This is a genomic window from Novosphingobium profundi (genome assembly GCF_018491765.1).
Lineage (GTDB): Bacteria > Pseudomonadota > Alphaproteobacteria > Sphingomonadales > Sphingomonadaceae > Novosphingobium > Novosphingobium profundi.
Genome location: NZ_JABWCU010000020.1, coordinates 32434 through 46758, shown reverse-complemented (window position 1 = coordinate 46758; position 14325 = coordinate 32434). Strand labels below are relative to the sequence as shown.

Sequence of the window (14325 nt, the reverse complement as noted above, 5' to 3'; positions counted from 1 at the left end):
TTGCCGGGAGGTCGGGTCAGTCGTCCGCGTCGGGGCGGGTGCGCTCGAGGAACAGCGAGTGGCCCTCGGCGTCGGTTGCCTCGAGCGTGTCGATCAGCGTGGTCAGGATATGGTCGAACATGGCCACTTCGTGGGGCTTGAGCTGCGACAGGAGATAGTCGGCCACGCGGTCGGTCTGGGGGCGCATGATGGCGTAGAGACGCTGTCCTTCGGCCGTCAGATTCAGGCGCTTTCGGCGGCGGTTGGTCTCGTCGCGCTCGACCTTGACGCGGCCGTGGCGTTCGAGAGCGGCGATCGCGCGCGAGACGCTCATGGCGTTGACGCCGGTGCGTTCGACCAGTTCGTGGCTGGCCGAATCGGGGTGGCGCCCGATCAGCATGAGCATGCGGAACTCGTTGATGCTGATCTTGTACTGGTGCTCGAGGTTGACCGAGAAAGGGGTCATCAACCGGTTCGACAACTTGAGCAGACGATGGAGGATCGCCGCGTGCGGACTGACCGAAACCACCCCGTCGGCCGGGGCTGCAACAGGCTCGCCTGGCAACGATGTCGGGTCGGTTTCATCCATGGATGTCATTTGGGCGTCGGCTTTGCTGGTTGTCAAGATCATCACGAATGTTACTTGTCTCGCTCCGGGATGAGGAGCCAGGCAGGGCTATGCACAAGGTGGCAACGGACGATCGGGGCGCAATCGGAACCTTCTTCAAGGCGTGTGAGGCTGCGCTCGGCATGGATCGGGTGCAGGCTCTGGCACAAGACCGCATGGCCTATACCGACCAGATGGGCTTCGATGCAACCGCGCACGAGCCGGCCGGAGCGGTCGCGCCGCGTTCGGTGGAGGAACTGCGCCAGGTGGTGCGCCTGGCCAACGCGCACGAAGTTGCGCTCTGGCCGGTCTCGCGCGGCAAGAACTTCGGGTACGGCGGCGCCGCGCCGGTGCTGGCGGGAAGCGTGGTGGTCGATCTCTCCGGGCTGAAGCGTATCCACGAGATCGACGTGAAGCGCGGGTTCTGCGTGGTCGAGCCGGGGGTCGGCTTCTACGACCTCTACGACGAGCTGGCGCGGCTGGGACATCCTTTGTGGATGTCGGTTCCGGGCAACGCCTGGGGCAGCGTGGCGGGCAATGCGCTCGAGCGCGGCAAGGGGCCGCAGCCTTACGGTGACCATGGGGCGCAGATCTGCGGACTCGAGGTTATGCTGGCCGACGGCTCGCTGGTGCGCACCGGGACGGGCGCGATGGCGGGCTCGAAGACCTGGCACCTGTCGCGCGATACTTATGGTCCGGCCTGGGACCAGATGTTCTGCCAGTCGAACTTCGGGATCGTCACGCGGCTCGGCCTCTGGCTGATGCCTGCGCCCGAGGCGACCTTGTCGATGGACTATGCGCTGGCCGAGCCGGGCGATCTCGCGCGCGGGGTCGATGCAATCTATCCCTTGCGCCAGCGCGGGTTGATCGATCACGATCCGGCCTGGGTCAGCTATGTCGGGATCGCCTCGTTCGTGGGGCCGCGCCGCACCTGGTACGAAGGGGAGGGACTGCTGCCCGAAGAAGTGGGCGCACAGATCCGGCGCCAGCTCGGCATCGGCTGGTGGAACGCGCAGCTCAACTTCTACGGGCACGAGGAGGTCATTCGCGCCAAGGCGAGGGTCGTTGCCGATGCGTTGGAGAAGGCGCTCGGTCCGCGGCCCGAACCGCGCCTCTGGCGCCAGGGCGACGACTTCGGCGCGAGCCACGCGGGCATTCCCTCCACCCGCGACATGATGATGATCGACTGGTACGGCGGACGCGGCGGGCACCTCGGCTTCTCGCCGATCCTGCCCGCCGATGGCGCGCTTGCGCAGGCGCAGTTCGAACGCACGCGCGCGCGCTTCGAGGCGGCGGGCATCGATTACTACGGGGCCTTCTCGGTGGGGGGACGCGCCATCATCAGCATCAACGAAATCCTCTACGACCGCGACGATGTGGCGATGGCGAAGTCGGTTCCCGTGCTGATGAACCGGCTGATCGAGGACGCCGCGCGCGAGGGCTATGCCGAGTATCGCACGCATATCGACGCGATGGACCGCGTCGCCGCAACGCTCGACTATGGCGCGCGCGAGGGTGGGCCCGGCGCGATGGCGCGGCTCAACGCGTTGCTCAAGGATGCGATCGACCCCAACGGCATCCTCGCTCCGGGCAAGCAGGGCATCTGGCCTGCGCGCTATCGCGAGGGGGGATCGGCGCGCGTGCTCAGGCCATGAGTGCGCAGCTCACCCCGGTGAACTTGCCGTCCTCCACGTGATAATGGATGTACTGGCGCAGTTCCTGGACTTCGCCGGCGCGGATCGGGAAGAACTGGTCGAGCCCCTCGGCTGCAAGCGCCTCGGCGGTGAGGTCGCGCTTCGCCGCGATACGGATCACCCCTTCGAGCGCGACGAGTTCCTCGCTAGCCGCGAACCGCTCGATGCTGAGGCTTTCCTCGACGTGGTCGTGGAGGAAGCCGTAGAAGCGCTTGAACGCCTCGCGCGTCGGCAGTTCCACCCCGAAGAAGGCGAGCCGCGCGCCGGGCGCGTAGAAATCGTAGACGGCATCGTAGTCGCGCGCGTTGAAGGCGGCGGCGTAGCGTTCGTAGTCCTCGCGGGTCATGCGGTTCTCTCCCCTCTTGCGCCGGGCTCTGCGGGCGCTTGCGCAAATTCATAACGAACGTTACGATCGAGCGCAACGAAAGCCATCGCACGTGGTGGAGGGAGAGAGAATGACCCGGACGGCCCAGACCGCAACGCCCGAGACGCGCGCCTACACCGCGCAGGAGCAGGCCAATATCGATCATGTGCGCGCGATGATCCGCGAGGTGCTCGACGCGCTCGATCCCGATGCGGTCGACCGCTTCATCGTGCCCGGCTACATCCAGCACAACCAGATGGTGGGGCAGGGCACCGAGCCGCTCAAGCAGTTCCTGCGCGAGGCGAAAGTCCATTCGCCCGAGCCCGTCCACGACATCAAGCGCATCTTCGCCGATGGCGACCACGTCATCGCGCATTACCACTTGCGGCGCTGGCCGGGCGACACCGGCTACGCGATCATGGATATCTTCCGGCTCGAGAACACCATGGTCGTCGAGCACTGGGACGTGATGATGGAAGTGCCCAGCGACAGCCCCAATCCGATCGGGCCGTTCTGACTGTGGCGCGCGCAGATCGCTTCACGGGCAAGCGCGTGGTCGTGCTGGGCGGAAACAGCGGCATCGGCCTTGCCTGCGCGCAGGGGTTTGCCGCCGAAGGAGCGCTGGTGCGCCTGACCGGGCGCGACCCGGCCACGATCGCGCGAGCAACCGCGTCGATCCCCGGCGCGCGCGGGTCCTCGGTCGACATCGCGGATCTTGCCGCGATGGACGCGTTTTACGCCAAGGTCGAGCAGGAGGACGGCGGGATCGACGTGCTCATGGTCAATGCCGGGATGGGCGGCTTCGCGCTGCTCGAGAGCATGACGCCCGACTACTGGGACCAGGTCCACGCGATCAACCTGCGCGGCTGCGTCTTTGCCATGCAGAAGGCGGTGCGGCTGATGGGCGATGGGGGCGCGATCGTCGTCACCGGCTCGATCGGTGGCCATGCCTTCGTGCCGGGCAACGCGGCCTATGGCGCGGCCAAGGCGGGCCTCGCGCTCGCCATGCGCCAGTTCGCGGGCGAGTACGTCGGGCAGGGCATCCGCGTCAACATGGTCAGCCCCGGGCCGATCGAAACGCCCTTGCTCTACCGCAACCCGGGCATGGACGAGGCGGCGGTCGAGGCGATGCGCGCGCAGATGATCGCGGCGGTGCCGATGAAGCGCATGGGCGCGGCGAGGGAAGTGGCCGACGCGGTGCTGTTCCTCGCCTCGGCCGAGGCCAGTTTCATCACCGCAGCCAACCTGATGGTCGACGGCGGCGCGCTCGAGATCGGCTGAAATGCGAATTGGATGAGGATGCCATGACCCACGATACCACGCCCTATGCCGGGCCCTTTTCGACGATCGACAACCCGCGCCTCGAATTCGCGATGGAAGTGCGCCTGACCTTCCCGCGCGTGCAGATGATTGCCAACACCCCGGCGGGCGGCAACCGCAGCGCGGTCTACGTCGAGGGAGGCACCTTCGAAGGGCCGCACCTCAAGGGCAAGGCGGTACCCGGATCGGGGGGCGACTATGCCTATTTCCGGCCCGACGACGTGGCCGTGTTCGACGCGCGCTACATGCTCGAGGAAGACGACGGCACGCTGATCCTCCTCAATAACCGGGGCTTCCTGTGGGGGCGCAAGCCCGGCACGATGGACCGATTGCGCGACTGGGCCTTCAAGGGGGGCGAGCCGGTCGAGCAGCAGGAGTACTACTTGCGCGGCAACCCCAGTTTCGAATGCCCGGTGGGCAAGCACGACTGGCTCACCAAGCACGTCTTCATCGGGGTGGGCGAGCGCCGTGCCGATGGCAACCTCCTGCGCTACTACGCGCTGATCTGAGGGCGGGCAGGGCATGGAAGCGGAAAGCCTGGAGGCGCGCAACGCACGCGTGGTGCTCGACATGTGGCAGGGGGTGATCCGCGAGGGCAGCCGCGAGGCGGTGCTGCGCTACATCCACCCCGACTACGTCCAGCACGCGGTGAACCTGCCCTCCGGGCGTGAGCAGCTCCTCCACCTGACCGATCTCATCCGCGATCCGCCGCAGGGCTTCGTGCCCCCCGCCACCAAGCACCTCGTGCGCACCGTCGCGCAAGGCGACATGGTGGTGGTGATCTGGCAGCAGGACCAGCCCGACCCCGTGCGTCCGGGCGAGACATATCCGGGGCACGCCTTCGACATGTACCGGCTGGCGGACGGGATGATCGTCGAACACTGGGATGACACGCGCAAGTGGGCGCGGTCGTGGAGCGAGGAACGGCCGGGAGCGGGGTCATGACGGCGACCGCACTCAGGCCCGCAGCACAGGTGCCCGAGGGGCAGACGCCACCGGTGGTCGCCAGCGATCACGCGCAGCTTCTCGCCAGCGCCGACCCGGTGCTCGCCGCCAACAAGCGACTTTGCTACGACATGTACCGCGTGGTGCTGCAAGGCGGGCACGCCGGACGCGCGCACGAGTTCATCGCGCCGGGCTACATCCAGCACAACCCCAACGTGGTGAGCGGACGTGCCGCGCTCGAGGCCTTCATTCGCGGGTCGCGGCCCGAACGCGCGATCCGGCCCACCATCGAATTGCCGCTCGTCGCGATGCTGGCCGAGCGCGACATGGTCTCGATGGCTTTCGTGCGCACCGAGACCGATGCGCAGGGGCAGATCTACCACACCAGCTGGTTCGACCTGTTCCGCATCGAGAACGGGTTGATCGCCGAGCACTGGGACCCGGCGACGAAAAGTGCGGCGATGCTGAAAACCGATCCGAACCGGCAGCGGCTCGACTGAAGACGGGGATTAGCGTTCGGGTTGCGGACGCAGGGCCTTGGCGCGGTAGAGGTCGGCATCGGCGAGCCGGAACAAGGCATTGGGATCGAGCGTACCCTCACCCTTCACGTGCGCCAGGCCCATCGAAGCCCGGATCGTGATCGGGGTGCCTTCCCAGTCGATCGGGATCGCCAGGGTGCGTAGTGCGCGGTGCAACCGCTGCGCCAGGGCGTCCTCGTCGAGGCCCCGGGGAAGCAGCATGGCGAACTCGTCGCCGCCAATCCGGGCCTGGAGGAGGGCGTCGGGAAACAGGGCCTTCAACTGGCTGGCGAACCGCGCGAGACAGGCATCGCCCGCAAGGTGCCCGTGGCTGTCGTTGAGCGCCTTGAAGTGGTCGAGATCGAACAGGACGAGGGTACCTGCGGGCGCGGCAAGCTTTGCGCCGTGAGTGGGGGCGAGAAATGCGGCGTGGAACCAGGTCCGGTTGCCAAGGCCGGTCACGGCGTCGGTGTAGGCCAGCGCTTCGAGCCGCTCGAGATTGCGGCGTTCCTCGGTGATGTCCTGCTTTGTCCCGTGCAGACGCACGGCACGCCCGTTGCGCGATTCGACGCTGGCACAGATGCGGATCCAGCGCTGGGTGCCGCAGGCTGACTGGATCTGCGCTTCGAGCGAGAAGGCGGAAAGCGATTGGATCGCGTGCGAGCGCACCGCATGGAGCGCCTTGCGCGATTCCGGTTCGTACATCTCGAGCGTCATGCGCCGGTCGATCCGGCTGCCGCTTTCGAGCCCGAAGAGGTCGAAGGTCGTCTGGCTCCAGGTCAGGCTTTCGTCGTGCAGGTCGCAGGAGAAGGCGCCAATGTCCCGGGAGCCGAGCGTCCAGCTCTGCCCCTGCTCCGAGGGCGGCGAGAAGGCGTGGATGGCATGGAGCGCCGCGCTGGGTATTGACGGGATCACAATGCGCGAAGCCACTCGAATCTACCGCCCTGAAAGACTATCCTTGCAAGGGGTTGTAGGGGAAAATGTTTAAAAGTGAACTAACCATTGCAAGGCGGTGTTCAGGGGGTTTCGGGGACCCAGACCGCCCCCTTGATGTGGTGGATGAGGCCGGCCTCGTTCACGCGGTAGAGAATGAGGAACTCGACATCGACGCGCGCGCCTTGCGGCACCACCGACATTCCGGGGTAGCCTTTCTGCACGAGGACCTCGGTTGATAGGTCCTTGATCCCTTCGAAGGTGATCACGACGTTGGCAACGAAGCCCTCGGTGCCGGGATAGAAGCCGCGAAATTGCACCGTCTCGCGGCAATATTCGTGGAAGAAGGCGTAGAACGCGCGGAACGCGGGCTTGCCGCGCACCGCGAAGCCCGCGTTCTCGAGCACGAATTCGTCGGTGAAGAAGGCCTCCAGCGCGGCGTAATCGCGCGCGTTGAAGGCCTCGATGTAGCGGTGGTAGTCCGCTTCGGTCAGGCTGGCGGACGTCACAGCGCGGCGGGCATGCCGTCGAGCAGCATGGTCTTGCTCTCGAGGAAGGAATGGAGCCCTTCCACCCCGCCCTCGCGCCCGATGCCCGACTGCTTGAAGCCGCCGAAAGGCAGGCCGAATTCAAGGCGCATGCCGTTTTGCCCGAAGCCGCCCGCGCGCAGGCGTCGCCCGAGGCGGTAGGCGGCATCGACATCGCCGGTCAGCACCGAGGAATTGAGCCCGAACTGGCTCTCGTTGGCGATGCGGATCGCATCCTCCTCGTCCTCGGCGGGGATCAGCGCGAGGACGGGCCCAAAGATCTCCTCCTGCGCGATGCGGCTGGTGTTGTCGACGTTGGCGAACAGCGTGGGCTCCATGAAATAGCCCTTGTTCATCGCGCTCGGCCGATTGCCACCGGTGACGAGTTCGGCGCCTTCCTGCTTGCCGATGCGGATATAGTCCTCCACCCGCTCGAGCTGGCGCTTCATGGCAAGGGGGCCGAGCTGGGTGTCGGGCGCGGTGCTGGGGCCGATCTTGACCCCCTTCATCACGCCCGCGATGGCCTCGGCGAGTTCGTCGTGCCGCGATTTCGAGACGATCGCGCGGCTCAGCATCGCGCAGACCTGCCCGCTCATGACCGTGATCGTGTTGCCCAGGATCTGCGCAGCGGCCTCGATCGGGAAGTCGTCGCGCACGATCGCGGCGGACTTGCCCCCCAGTTCGAGCGTGCAGCGCGCCACGCGGCCCGCGCAGACTTCGCCGATACGTCGGCCCGCCACGGTCGAGCCGGTGAAGCTGACCTTGTCGATGCCGGGGTTGTTGACGAGGTGATCGGAGGCGTCGCGCCCGCCGCACACCAGGTTGACGACGCCCGCCGGGATGCCCGCCGCCTCGGCTGCCTCGGCCATGATATAGGCCTCGAGCGGGGTTTCGGGCGAGGGCTTGAGGACGACCGTGCAGCCCGCGACGAGCGCGTAGGCGGCCTTGCTCGAGAGAATGCCGAAAGGCGCGTTCCACGGCGCGATGCAGGCGGCGACGCCGACCGGTTCGTAGACCACGAGCGCGGTGTCGACCATCTGGCTCGGGCGGCGAACGACGAATTCGAACGAGCTGCCGAGCGAGGCGATGAACTTCATCGTCGCGATCGCGCCGCCGTGCATCTGCGGCGCGAAGCTGGCAAGGCCGCCGACCTGGGCGGTCCAGGCCGCGCAGAGTTCGCCCTGGCGCTTTTCCAGCTCCTCGGCCCAGCGCAGCACGGCCGCGCCGCGCTCGGCCGGGCTCAGCTGCGGCCAGGGACCCGTGTCGAAGGCCTCGCGCGCGGCCGCGACGGCGCGGTCCATGTCCTCGGCCGTCGCGTCGGCAACGACGCCGACGACCTCCTCGGTGTCGGGCGAGACGAGTTCGAAGCGCGCAGTGCCGGTCGATTCGACCCAGGCTCCTGCGATGTAGAGCTTCTCGGGATTGCGGATTTCAACGCCTTCGGGGGTCATTTGCGGGGGTCCTCTTCCATCTGCGCAGCTCTTCGAAGCCGGCTTTCGTCCCGGCCGTGCGCCTGTCTTGCCAAAACGATAACGAACGTTACGATGTGGCGCAACGCCCAAAACGCGTTGGGACCGGTGCGGTCATGCCGGCAGACGGTGGACTGCGTGGGGCATGGGAGAGGACGAAGGGCAATGGACGAGGGCAGCGAGCTGGCCGAACTGCGCGCCGAACTGGCGCATTTGCGCGAAGAGGTGCGCGCCGCGCGCGACTGGACCGGGATCGCCAATCTCCAGGCCATGTACGGCTACTATGTCGACAAGGGGCTGTGGGATCAGGCGGCGGACCTCTTTGCGCCGGACGGCACGCTCGAGATCGCAGGGCGCGGGGTCTACGTCGGGCGTGAGCGGGTGCGCGCCTACCTGCACGCACTGCCGCCCTACGAGCGCGGCGCATTGTTCAACCACATGCAGTTGCAGCCCGTCATCCATGTTGCAGGGGACACGGCCAAGGCGCGCTGGCGCACCTTCATCCAGATCGCCTGGCTGGGCGGCGTGGCGCGCTGGGGCGAGGCGACTTACGAGAACGCCTATCGGCGCGTCGAGGGCGAATGGCGGATCGCCGCGCTCCACGGCTTCATCACCTATTACTGCGAGTTCGACCGGGGCCTCAACGAAGGCGGAGTGCCGCTGTTGCGTTCGATCAACGGGTTGCAGCCCGATCGGCCGCCGACCGTCGATTACGAGGCGTTTCCCGAGGTCTTCGTGCCGCCCTTCCACTATGCTCCGCCGCGCGCGGGAGGGGACGCATGACCACGCGCTGGGAGAGGGCCGGGCTCTACGCCGTTCTCGATGGCTACCTCGAAGCGCTCCTGGCGCGTGATCCCGCGCGCGTGGGGTGGGCCGCAAAAGTGCTCCACACCGAGAACAACGTCGCGCTTGCTCCGGGCGATGGGCTGTGGGGGACGATCACCGGGAGGGGGAGCTATGACTTGCGGTTCTGCGATCCCGAGACCGGGCAGGTCGCCCTGTTCACCACGGTGATCGAGAGCGGCGACGAATCCGCGGCCAGCTTGCGTCTCGGCGTCACGCCCGGGGGCCTGATATGCGAGGTCGAGCTGATCGTGGTGCGCGCGCGCGACGAGGCGCTCCGGTTTCCCGATCCGCGCTTCGAGACGAAGCCGGTGCTCGAGGCCATGGTGCCCGAGGTAGAGCGGATGACGCGCGAGCGCCTGATCTCGGTCGCGAACGGCTATTTCGCGACGCTCGAACAGAACGACGGGCAGCTCTTCACTGCCTTCCATCCCGATTGCCAGCGTGTCGAGAACGGCACGCAGACCACCAACAACCCCGCCTTCATGCTGCCGATCGCGAAGCTGGGCTGCGAGGCGCAGTTTCGCCTTGGCTGGTACCGGTACGACGATCGCTTGCGCGGCCGCCGCTTTCCGTTGGTCGACGTCGCGCGCGGGCTGGTCCTGGCGCATGGCTTCATCGACCATTGCGGACGGCTCGAGCGCTACCGCCTGACCGATGGCACCGAAGTGGAATCGCATATCCGCCGCCCGCACACGTTCTACCTGTCCGAGGTCTTCAAGATCGAGCATGGGGCGATCCGGCAGGTCGAGGCGAATTTCATCACCGTTCCCTACCACATGCCCTCGCCCTGGGACGCCCGGGAGGCGGGCGCATGAGCGAGGTTCTCTGTGCGCGTCAACGCGGAATTTCGCTGGCGTTGTGCGCAGCGGTCATGCTGCTCGACGGCTACGACCTGACCGCAATGCCGCTGGCGGTGCCCCACCTGGTCAAGGCCTATGGCCATGCGCCCGAGACTTTCGGCTTTGCGCTCTCGGCGGTACTTCTGGGGCTGGGCCTGGGCGCGGTTGGTCTCGCCCCGCTTGGCGACCGGCTGGGGCGGCGGCGCGTCATTCTCCTCGCCCTTCCGGTCCTTGCGCTGGCGACGTTCGGCACGGCGACCGGTCGGACGGTCGAGGCGTTCACCGCCTGGCGCCTCCTGACCGGCCTCGCGCTCGGCGCCTGCCTTCCCAACGTCACCGCGCTCAGCGCCGAACTGGCGCGTCCCGGACGCCGGGCGAGCACGATGACGCTGGTTTCGATGGCGATCCCGCTGGGGGCGGCGGGATCGGGTCTGGTCGTCACGCCGCTGGTGGCCTGGGCCGGATGGCCCGCGATCTTCCTGCTGCCGGGCCTTGTCACGCTCTTCCTTCTGGCGCTCCTCTGGCTGTTCCTGAGCGAATCTCCGGCGGCCCTCGAAGTCGCCGACGCCGCGCCGGGAAAGCCCGCGCTGTTGCGCCTGCTCCAGCCTCCCGTGGTATACGCAACCGCGCTTATTTGTGTGCTCTATGGTGTTAACGCGGGGGCGCTCTACTACGTCAATTCCTGGGTGCCCACGGTGCTGCCGCGCGCCGGATTTTCGCTTGAGACGGCGGCGCACGCGGTTTCCTTGCTGCAATTCGGCGGCATGGTGATCGGGCTTCTGCTCGCCCGCCTGCTTGACGGAGGCAAGGTGACGGTCGTGATCGCGGGCAGCTATGGCGTGATCGCGCTGGGCTTGCTGGCCTTCACCCTGTTGCCCCCCACGCGCGAGGGCTGGGGGCTTCTGCTGCTCGTCGCGGGCGGCGGAATCTCGGGAGTGCACGTTGCGATCCTCGCGGTCGCCTCGGGCCTGTTTTCTGCGCGCCTGCTTTCGAGCGTGATCGGGCTGGCCGTGGCGGTGGCCCGGATCGGGGCGATCGGAGGGCCGCTGCTGGGCGCAGCGGTGCTGGGGCAAGGCTTTGGCGCGGCGAGCTTCTTCGCGCTCGCGGCGCTGCCGGTGGCCCTGTGCCTGGGGCTGACCTTGCTGCTACCCGCCGTGCGGCGAGCGTCAGTGCAACCGCGTTGAAAAGTCCCGCTCACCGCGCCAGGCGGTGAGCATCGGTAGATAGTAGGCGCGGTAGGGCCAGAGCAGAACCGCGTTGAAGGCGACCGTCAGCGCACCGAAGACGACTTCGACGACGCCCCATTCGAGCACGAAGTTCCAGTAGGCGATGACCACCGTGAGCGGCACCGCCGCTGCGGCGGCGAGCGGCATCATGCGGTCGGCGAGAACGAGCACGGCCAGCACGATCTCGGCCACCTTGATCCAGGCGAACAGCCCCGAATGGATGAGCGCGAGCGTGAATTCCTGGCCGAGCGGCGTGTTGCCGAGCGGCTGGAGGTCGAAGGGGGTGAAGAACTCCACCCCCGAGAACAGGTACCACAGGCCGAAGACCCAGCGGCTGACGTGATAGACCGTGCGCATGGCGTGTCGTCCTTTCGCTTCGAACGGGGCGTGCGTCAGAACGCGCGGCGCAGCGACACGAACCATTCGCGTGGACGCCCGACGGTGCCGGTGTTGACGCCGTAGTTGTTCACGTTCTCGGCGACGCCGGTGTAGTAGAACCGGTCGAAGAGGTTGGTCACACCGCCGGCAAGCTGCCAGTTTTCGTCATCCGACAGGTACGTCAGGCGCAAGTTGAACAGGCTGCGCGCGGCGATCTTGTTGTAATCGTTGTTGATCGAGTTGAAGTAGAACGAGGACTGGTAGGTCCAGTCGAGACGCGGCGTCAGCGTGCCGCGCTTGCCGCCCAGCTCGGCCCTGTACTGGATGCCCGCGCTCGTCTGCCAGGAAGGGTTGAAGGGGGCGACCATGTCCTTTTCGACGTAGGTCGTGGGATCGACACGGGTGTACTGGAAGTTCAGGTAGCCCAGCGAACCGTCGATGGTCAGGCCGTCGAGCGGTTCGGCGAAGAGCTCGCCCTCGAGGCCCCAGACATCCGCGTCGCCTGCGTTGGCCGGTTGCGAGCAGGTGGTGCTCACGCTTTCGGGGCAGTAGTAGCGGTTGATCTGGAGGTTCTTGTAGCGGTTGTAGAAGACCGTGCCGTTGAAGCGCACGCGCCGGTCGAACAGGTCCGACTTGAAGCCGCCTTCCCAGGTGGTGAGCGTCTCGGGATCGAAGGCGACGATCTGGTCGGGGGTGTAGGGGCGCGGGTTGATGCCGCCGCCCTTGTAGCCCGTTGCGACCTGGGCGTAGACCATGAGTTCGGGCGTGAAGCGGTAGTTGATGCCGAGGCGGTAGTCGGTGCGCGTGCCCTTGAAGGTGCCGACCTGTCCGTCGAGCCCGGCGACGAGGAAATTGGTCGTCAGCGGGATGCCCGAGGGCAGGGTGCCGTCGGGATTGCGGCGGGTGAACTGGTAGGTCTTCTTGTCGTCGGTGTAGCGGATCCCTGCGATCACGTTGAGATCGGGGGTGATGTGGAACTCGGTGTGCGCGAAGGCCGATACGCTGCGGTTCGTCACCGGATCGTCCTCGACAAAGTCGAACAGCGGCTGCGGGATGAGTACACGCCCGGCGATGTTGTCGTCGGCGTCGTAGTAGTAGCCGCCGACCGTGAAATCGAGAAAGTCCTGCACCTGGCCTGAGAGGCGCAGCTCCTGCGTGAACTGGGCGTGGTCGTAGTCGAATTCCTGGACGAGCACCGAAAGCGGCGAACCGTCGAGGTCGATGCCGGTGGTGCCGCTGGCCTTGCGGTAGGCGGTGATCGACTTGAGCGCGAGATTGTCGGCAAGCGCGAGGTCGATCGTGCCCGCGACGCCCCAGCTCTTCGCGGTGCTTTCCGGGCTCGTGTCGTAGGTACCCGGCGCGACCTGGTAGTTGGTGCCGAAGACGGTCGTGTAATTGCCGCCCGAGGCGTAGTTGGCGTAGCTCGAGTACGCGTGCTTGCCGGTCAGGAAGCGGCTGTCGAAGGGGATGCCGCCGCTCGGATCGTCGGCGACGTAGCTGCGCACCGCGGTGCTGTTGGCATAGAGCAGCTTGGTGGCGACCTGTTCGGAATCGTTCTTGGCGTAGTCGGCGATGAGGTTCACCTCAAGCGCCGAGCCGCTCGGCGCGTAGCGCAAGGCAAGGCGCCCGCCCTGAACGTCGATGCCGCCCTCGGTGCCCGAAACGCAGCTTTTGCGCGTGGTCTGCGCGGCAATGCCCGAATCGGGGAAGACGCAGCCGTAGTCGAGCAGCTTGAAGAAGCCGTCCGTGTGCTTGGAAACGCCCGAGATGCGCGCGTAGAGCCCGTCGGTGATGGTAAAGCCCGCGCTGCCGCGCAAGTCGATGCGTCCGTAGCTGCCGGTCGTCGCCTCGACGAAACCGTCGCTCACCTCGTCGGGCTTGCGGCTGAACAGCTTGATCGAGCCGCCGATCGAGTTCTTGCCCGAGAGCGTGCCTTGCGGCCCGCGCAGCACTTCGACGCGGTCGAGGTCGTTGAGGTCGAGGATCGCGCCGAAGGTGGTGCCGTAGTAGACGTCGTCGATGTAGATGCCCACGCCCGGTTCGAGCGCGAAGCTGGAATCGTTCTGGCCGATGCCGCGGATGTAGGCCTGCACCGCGCTGCCGTTGAGGCCGGTCGCCTCCGAGAGGTTCACGTTGGGCGCGATCGCGGTGAGATCGGTGACGCTCTCGATGTTCTTGGCCTCGAGCTCGGCGCCGCTGGTCGCGGTGATCGCGATCGGGGTGTCCTGCAGGCGCTGCTCGCGAAACTGCGCGGTGACGATGATCTCCTGCGCGCCGACGGTGTGGCTCTCCTGCGCCTGCGAGGTGTCCTGCGCCCGGGCTGTGCCCAGGCCCAGCGTGAGGCCGGTCGCGAGCGCGATTACGGCGCAGGCGGTACCGCGCGGGGTGAATGCGGCGTGCTTCATCGAATGTCTCTCCCTTCACCGAGGCTTCGGCCGGAAGAGATGGAAGGCGTTGCATCGCCCTTTCTCATCGCGCGGCAACCCGGTCCATCCCACGGCGGGAAGGGCACGAGTGGCAACGGTCTCCCGACCCAACGGCCATGCGTTGGTGGCTTGTTGTTCTGCGGGCGGGAGCATGACACAGCGGCGCACGGCCCGGGACGGGCAGACGGGACGCTGGTAGTGCAACTACCCTCGCAAAATTAGTAACGATCGTTATTAAAGTGTCAACCGGATTT

The 14325-nt window shown here is 66.8% G+C and carries 16 protein-coding genes; 9 read left to right on the top strand and 7 right to left on the bottom strand.

Going from position 1 to position 14325, the window contains the following annotated elements; all coding sequences use genetic code 11:
- Positions 1–16: 16 nt before the first annotated feature.
- A complete protein-coding gene (locus HT136_RS20890) occupies positions 17–577 on the bottom strand; it encodes a MarR family winged helix-turn-helix transcriptional regulator (RefSeq protein ID WP_246544037.1) in 561 nt (186 codons plus the stop codon).
- Between the two features lie 80 nt (positions 578–657).
- Between HT136_RS20890 and HT136_RS20885 the strand changes: the two genes are divergently transcribed.
- On the top strand, positions 658–2241 hold the full coding sequence (locus tag HT136_RS20885; protein ID WP_214201788.1) for an FAD-binding oxidoreductase: 1584 nt from the start codon (positions 658–660) through the stop codon (positions 2239–2241).
- Here the strand turns inward: HT136_RS20885 and HT136_RS20880 are convergent.
- Positions 2231–2626, bottom strand: coding sequence for a nuclear transport factor 2 family protein (locus HT136_RS20880; RefSeq protein ID WP_214201787.1), 396 nt, complete (start codon positions 2624–2626; stop codon positions 2231–2233). The two genes, HT136_RS20885 and HT136_RS20880, sit on opposite strands and share 11 nt — an antisense overlap.
- Before the next feature lie 109 nt (positions 2627–2735).
- On the opposite strand from HT136_RS20880, the gene HT136_RS20875 reads away from it, so the two are divergent.
- Genes HT136_RS20875 through HT136_RS20855 form a run of 5 tightly spaced genes read left to right on the top strand, consistent with a single transcriptional unit; the run spans position 2736 to position 5409 of the window.
- A complete protein-coding gene (locus HT136_RS20875; protein WP_214201786.1) occupies positions 2736–3161 on the top strand; it encodes a nuclear transport factor 2 family protein in 426 nt (141 codons plus the stop codon).
- 2 nt (positions 3162–3163) lie between these two features.
- Positions 3164–3925: an SDR family oxidoreductase gene (locus tag HT136_RS20870; protein WP_214201785.1), complete on the top strand. Its 762-nt coding sequence runs from the start codon at positions 3164–3166 to the stop codon at positions 3923–3925.
- Between the two features lie 23 nt (positions 3926–3948).
- Positions 3949–4473: a DUF3237 domain-containing protein gene (locus tag HT136_RS20865; RefSeq protein ID WP_214201784.1), complete on the top strand. Its 525-nt coding sequence runs from the start codon at positions 3949–3951 to the stop codon at positions 4471–4473.
- A gap of 13 nt (positions 4474–4486) precedes the next feature.
- The gene (locus HT136_RS20860; RefSeq protein ID WP_214201783.1) at positions 4487–4909 is read left to right on the top strand and encodes a nuclear transport factor 2 family protein; all 423 of its coding nucleotides are present in this window, start codon (positions 4487–4489) and stop codon (positions 4907–4909) included.
- Complete coding sequence (locus tag HT136_RS20855) at positions 4906–5409, top strand: nuclear transport factor 2 family protein (protein WP_214201782.1); 504 nt, start codon at positions 4906–4908, stop codon at positions 5407–5409. The genes HT136_RS20860 and HT136_RS20855 overlap by 4 nt, the downstream gene beginning before the upstream one ends.
- Before the next feature lie 9 nt (positions 5410–5418).
- Here HT136_RS20855 and HT136_RS20850 read toward each other — a convergent pair whose 3' ends face one another.
- The 3 genes from HT136_RS20850 to HT136_RS20840 all read right to left on the bottom strand — a co-directional run bounded on the left by HT136_RS20850 (position 5419) and on the right by HT136_RS20840 (position 8338).
- Complete coding sequence (locus HT136_RS20850; RefSeq protein WP_214201781.1) at positions 5419–6357, bottom strand: sensor domain-containing diguanylate cyclase; 939 nt, start codon at positions 6355–6357, stop codon at positions 5419–5421.
- An 86-nt stretch (positions 6358–6443) separates the two neighbouring features.
- Positions 6444–6869, bottom strand: a complete 426-nt coding sequence (locus HT136_RS20845) for a nuclear transport factor 2 family protein (RefSeq protein WP_343222267.1) — start codon at positions 6867–6869, stop codon at positions 6444–6446.
- On the bottom strand, positions 6866–8338 hold the full coding sequence (locus tag HT136_RS20840) for an aldehyde dehydrogenase (RefSeq protein ID WP_214201780.1): 1473 nt from the start codon (positions 8336–8338) through the stop codon (positions 6866–6868). The genes HT136_RS20845 and HT136_RS20840 overlap by 4 nt, the downstream gene beginning before the upstream one ends.
- Positions 8339–8521: 183 nt before the next feature.
- On the opposite strand from HT136_RS20840, the gene HT136_RS20835 reads away from it, so the two are divergent.
- From HT136_RS20835 to HT136_RS20825, 3 genes are read left to right on the top strand one after another with little or no spacing between them, the layout of a single operon-like run.
- Positions 8522–9139, top strand: coding sequence for a nuclear transport factor 2 family protein (locus HT136_RS20835; RefSeq protein WP_214201779.1), 618 nt, complete (start codon positions 8522–8524; stop codon positions 9137–9139).
- Entirely contained in the window at positions 9136–10017 is an 882-nt protein-coding gene (locus HT136_RS20830; protein ID WP_214201778.1) for a DUF8021 domain-containing protein, read from the top strand. Before HT136_RS20835 ends, HT136_RS20830 begins: the two co-directional genes overlap by 4 nt.
- Positions 10014–11225 (top strand): MFS transporter, encoded by a 1212-nt coding sequence (locus HT136_RS20825; RefSeq protein ID WP_214201777.1) that lies wholly within the window; start codon positions 10014–10016, stop codon positions 11223–11225. The genes HT136_RS20830 and HT136_RS20825 overlap by 4 nt, the downstream gene beginning before the upstream one ends.
- Here the strand turns inward: HT136_RS20825 and HT136_RS20820 are convergent.
- Together HT136_RS20820 and HT136_RS20815 are read right to left on the bottom strand one after the other, a co-directional pair.
- Entirely contained in the window at positions 11208–11624 is a 417-nt protein-coding gene (locus HT136_RS20820; protein ID WP_214201776.1) for a hypothetical protein, read from the bottom strand. The two genes, HT136_RS20825 and HT136_RS20820, sit on opposite strands and share 18 nt — an antisense overlap.
- Positions 11625–11659: 35 nt before the next feature.
- Positions 11660–14050 carry a TonB-dependent receptor gene (locus tag HT136_RS20815; protein ID WP_214201775.1) on the bottom strand — a complete coding sequence of 797 codons (2391 nt, stop codon included), beginning with the start codon at positions 14048–14050 and terminating at the stop codon, positions 11660–11662.
- Positions 14051–14325 lie beyond the last annotated feature (275 nt).

Coding starts and splice junctions, on each gene's coding strand:
- HT136_RS20890 (WP_246544037.1), bottom strand. CDS start 577: ATGACATCCATGGATGAAACCGACCCGACATCGTTGCCAGGCGAGCCT.
- HT136_RS20885 (WP_214201788.1), top strand. CDS start 658: ATGCACAAGGTGGCAACGGACGATCGGGGCGCAATCGGAACCTTCTTC.
- HT136_RS20880 (WP_214201787.1), bottom strand. CDS start 2,626: ATGACCCGCGAGGACTACGAACGCTACGCCGCCGCCTTCAACGCGCGC.
- HT136_RS20875 (WP_214201786.1), top strand. CDS start 2,736: ATGACCCGGACGGCCCAGACCGCAACGCCCGAGACGCGCGCCTACACC.
- HT136_RS20865 (WP_214201784.1), top strand. CDS start 3,949: ATGACCCACGATACCACGCCCTATGCCGGGCCCTTTTCGACGATCGAC.
- HT136_RS20860 (WP_214201783.1), top strand. CDS start 4,487: ATGGAAGCGGAAAGCCTGGAGGCGCGCAACGCACGCGTGGTGCTCGAC.
- HT136_RS20855 (WP_214201782.1), top strand. CDS start 4,906: ATGACGGCGACCGCACTCAGGCCCGCAGCACAGGTGCCCGAGGGGCAG.
- HT136_RS20840 (WP_214201780.1), bottom strand. CDS start 8,338: ATGACCCCCGAAGGCGTTGAAATCCGCAATCCCGAGAAGCTCTACATC.
- HT136_RS20835 (WP_214201779.1), top strand. CDS start 8,522: ATGGACGAGGGCAGCGAGCTGGCCGAACTGCGCGCCGAACTGGCGCAT.
- HT136_RS20830 (WP_214201778.1), top strand. CDS start 9,136: ATGACCACGCGCTGGGAGAGGGCCGGGCTCTACGCCGTTCTCGATGGC.
- HT136_RS20825 (WP_214201777.1), top strand. CDS start 10,014: ATGAGCGAGGTTCTCTGTGCGCGTCAACGCGGAATTTCGCTGGCGTTG.
- HT136_RS20820 (WP_214201776.1), bottom strand. CDS start 11,624: ATGCGCACGGTCTATCACGTCAGCCGCTGGGTCTTCGGCCTGTGGTAC.
- HT136_RS20815 (WP_214201775.1), bottom strand. CDS start 14,050: ATGAAGCACGCCGCATTCACCCCGCGCGGTACCGCCTGCGCCGTAATC.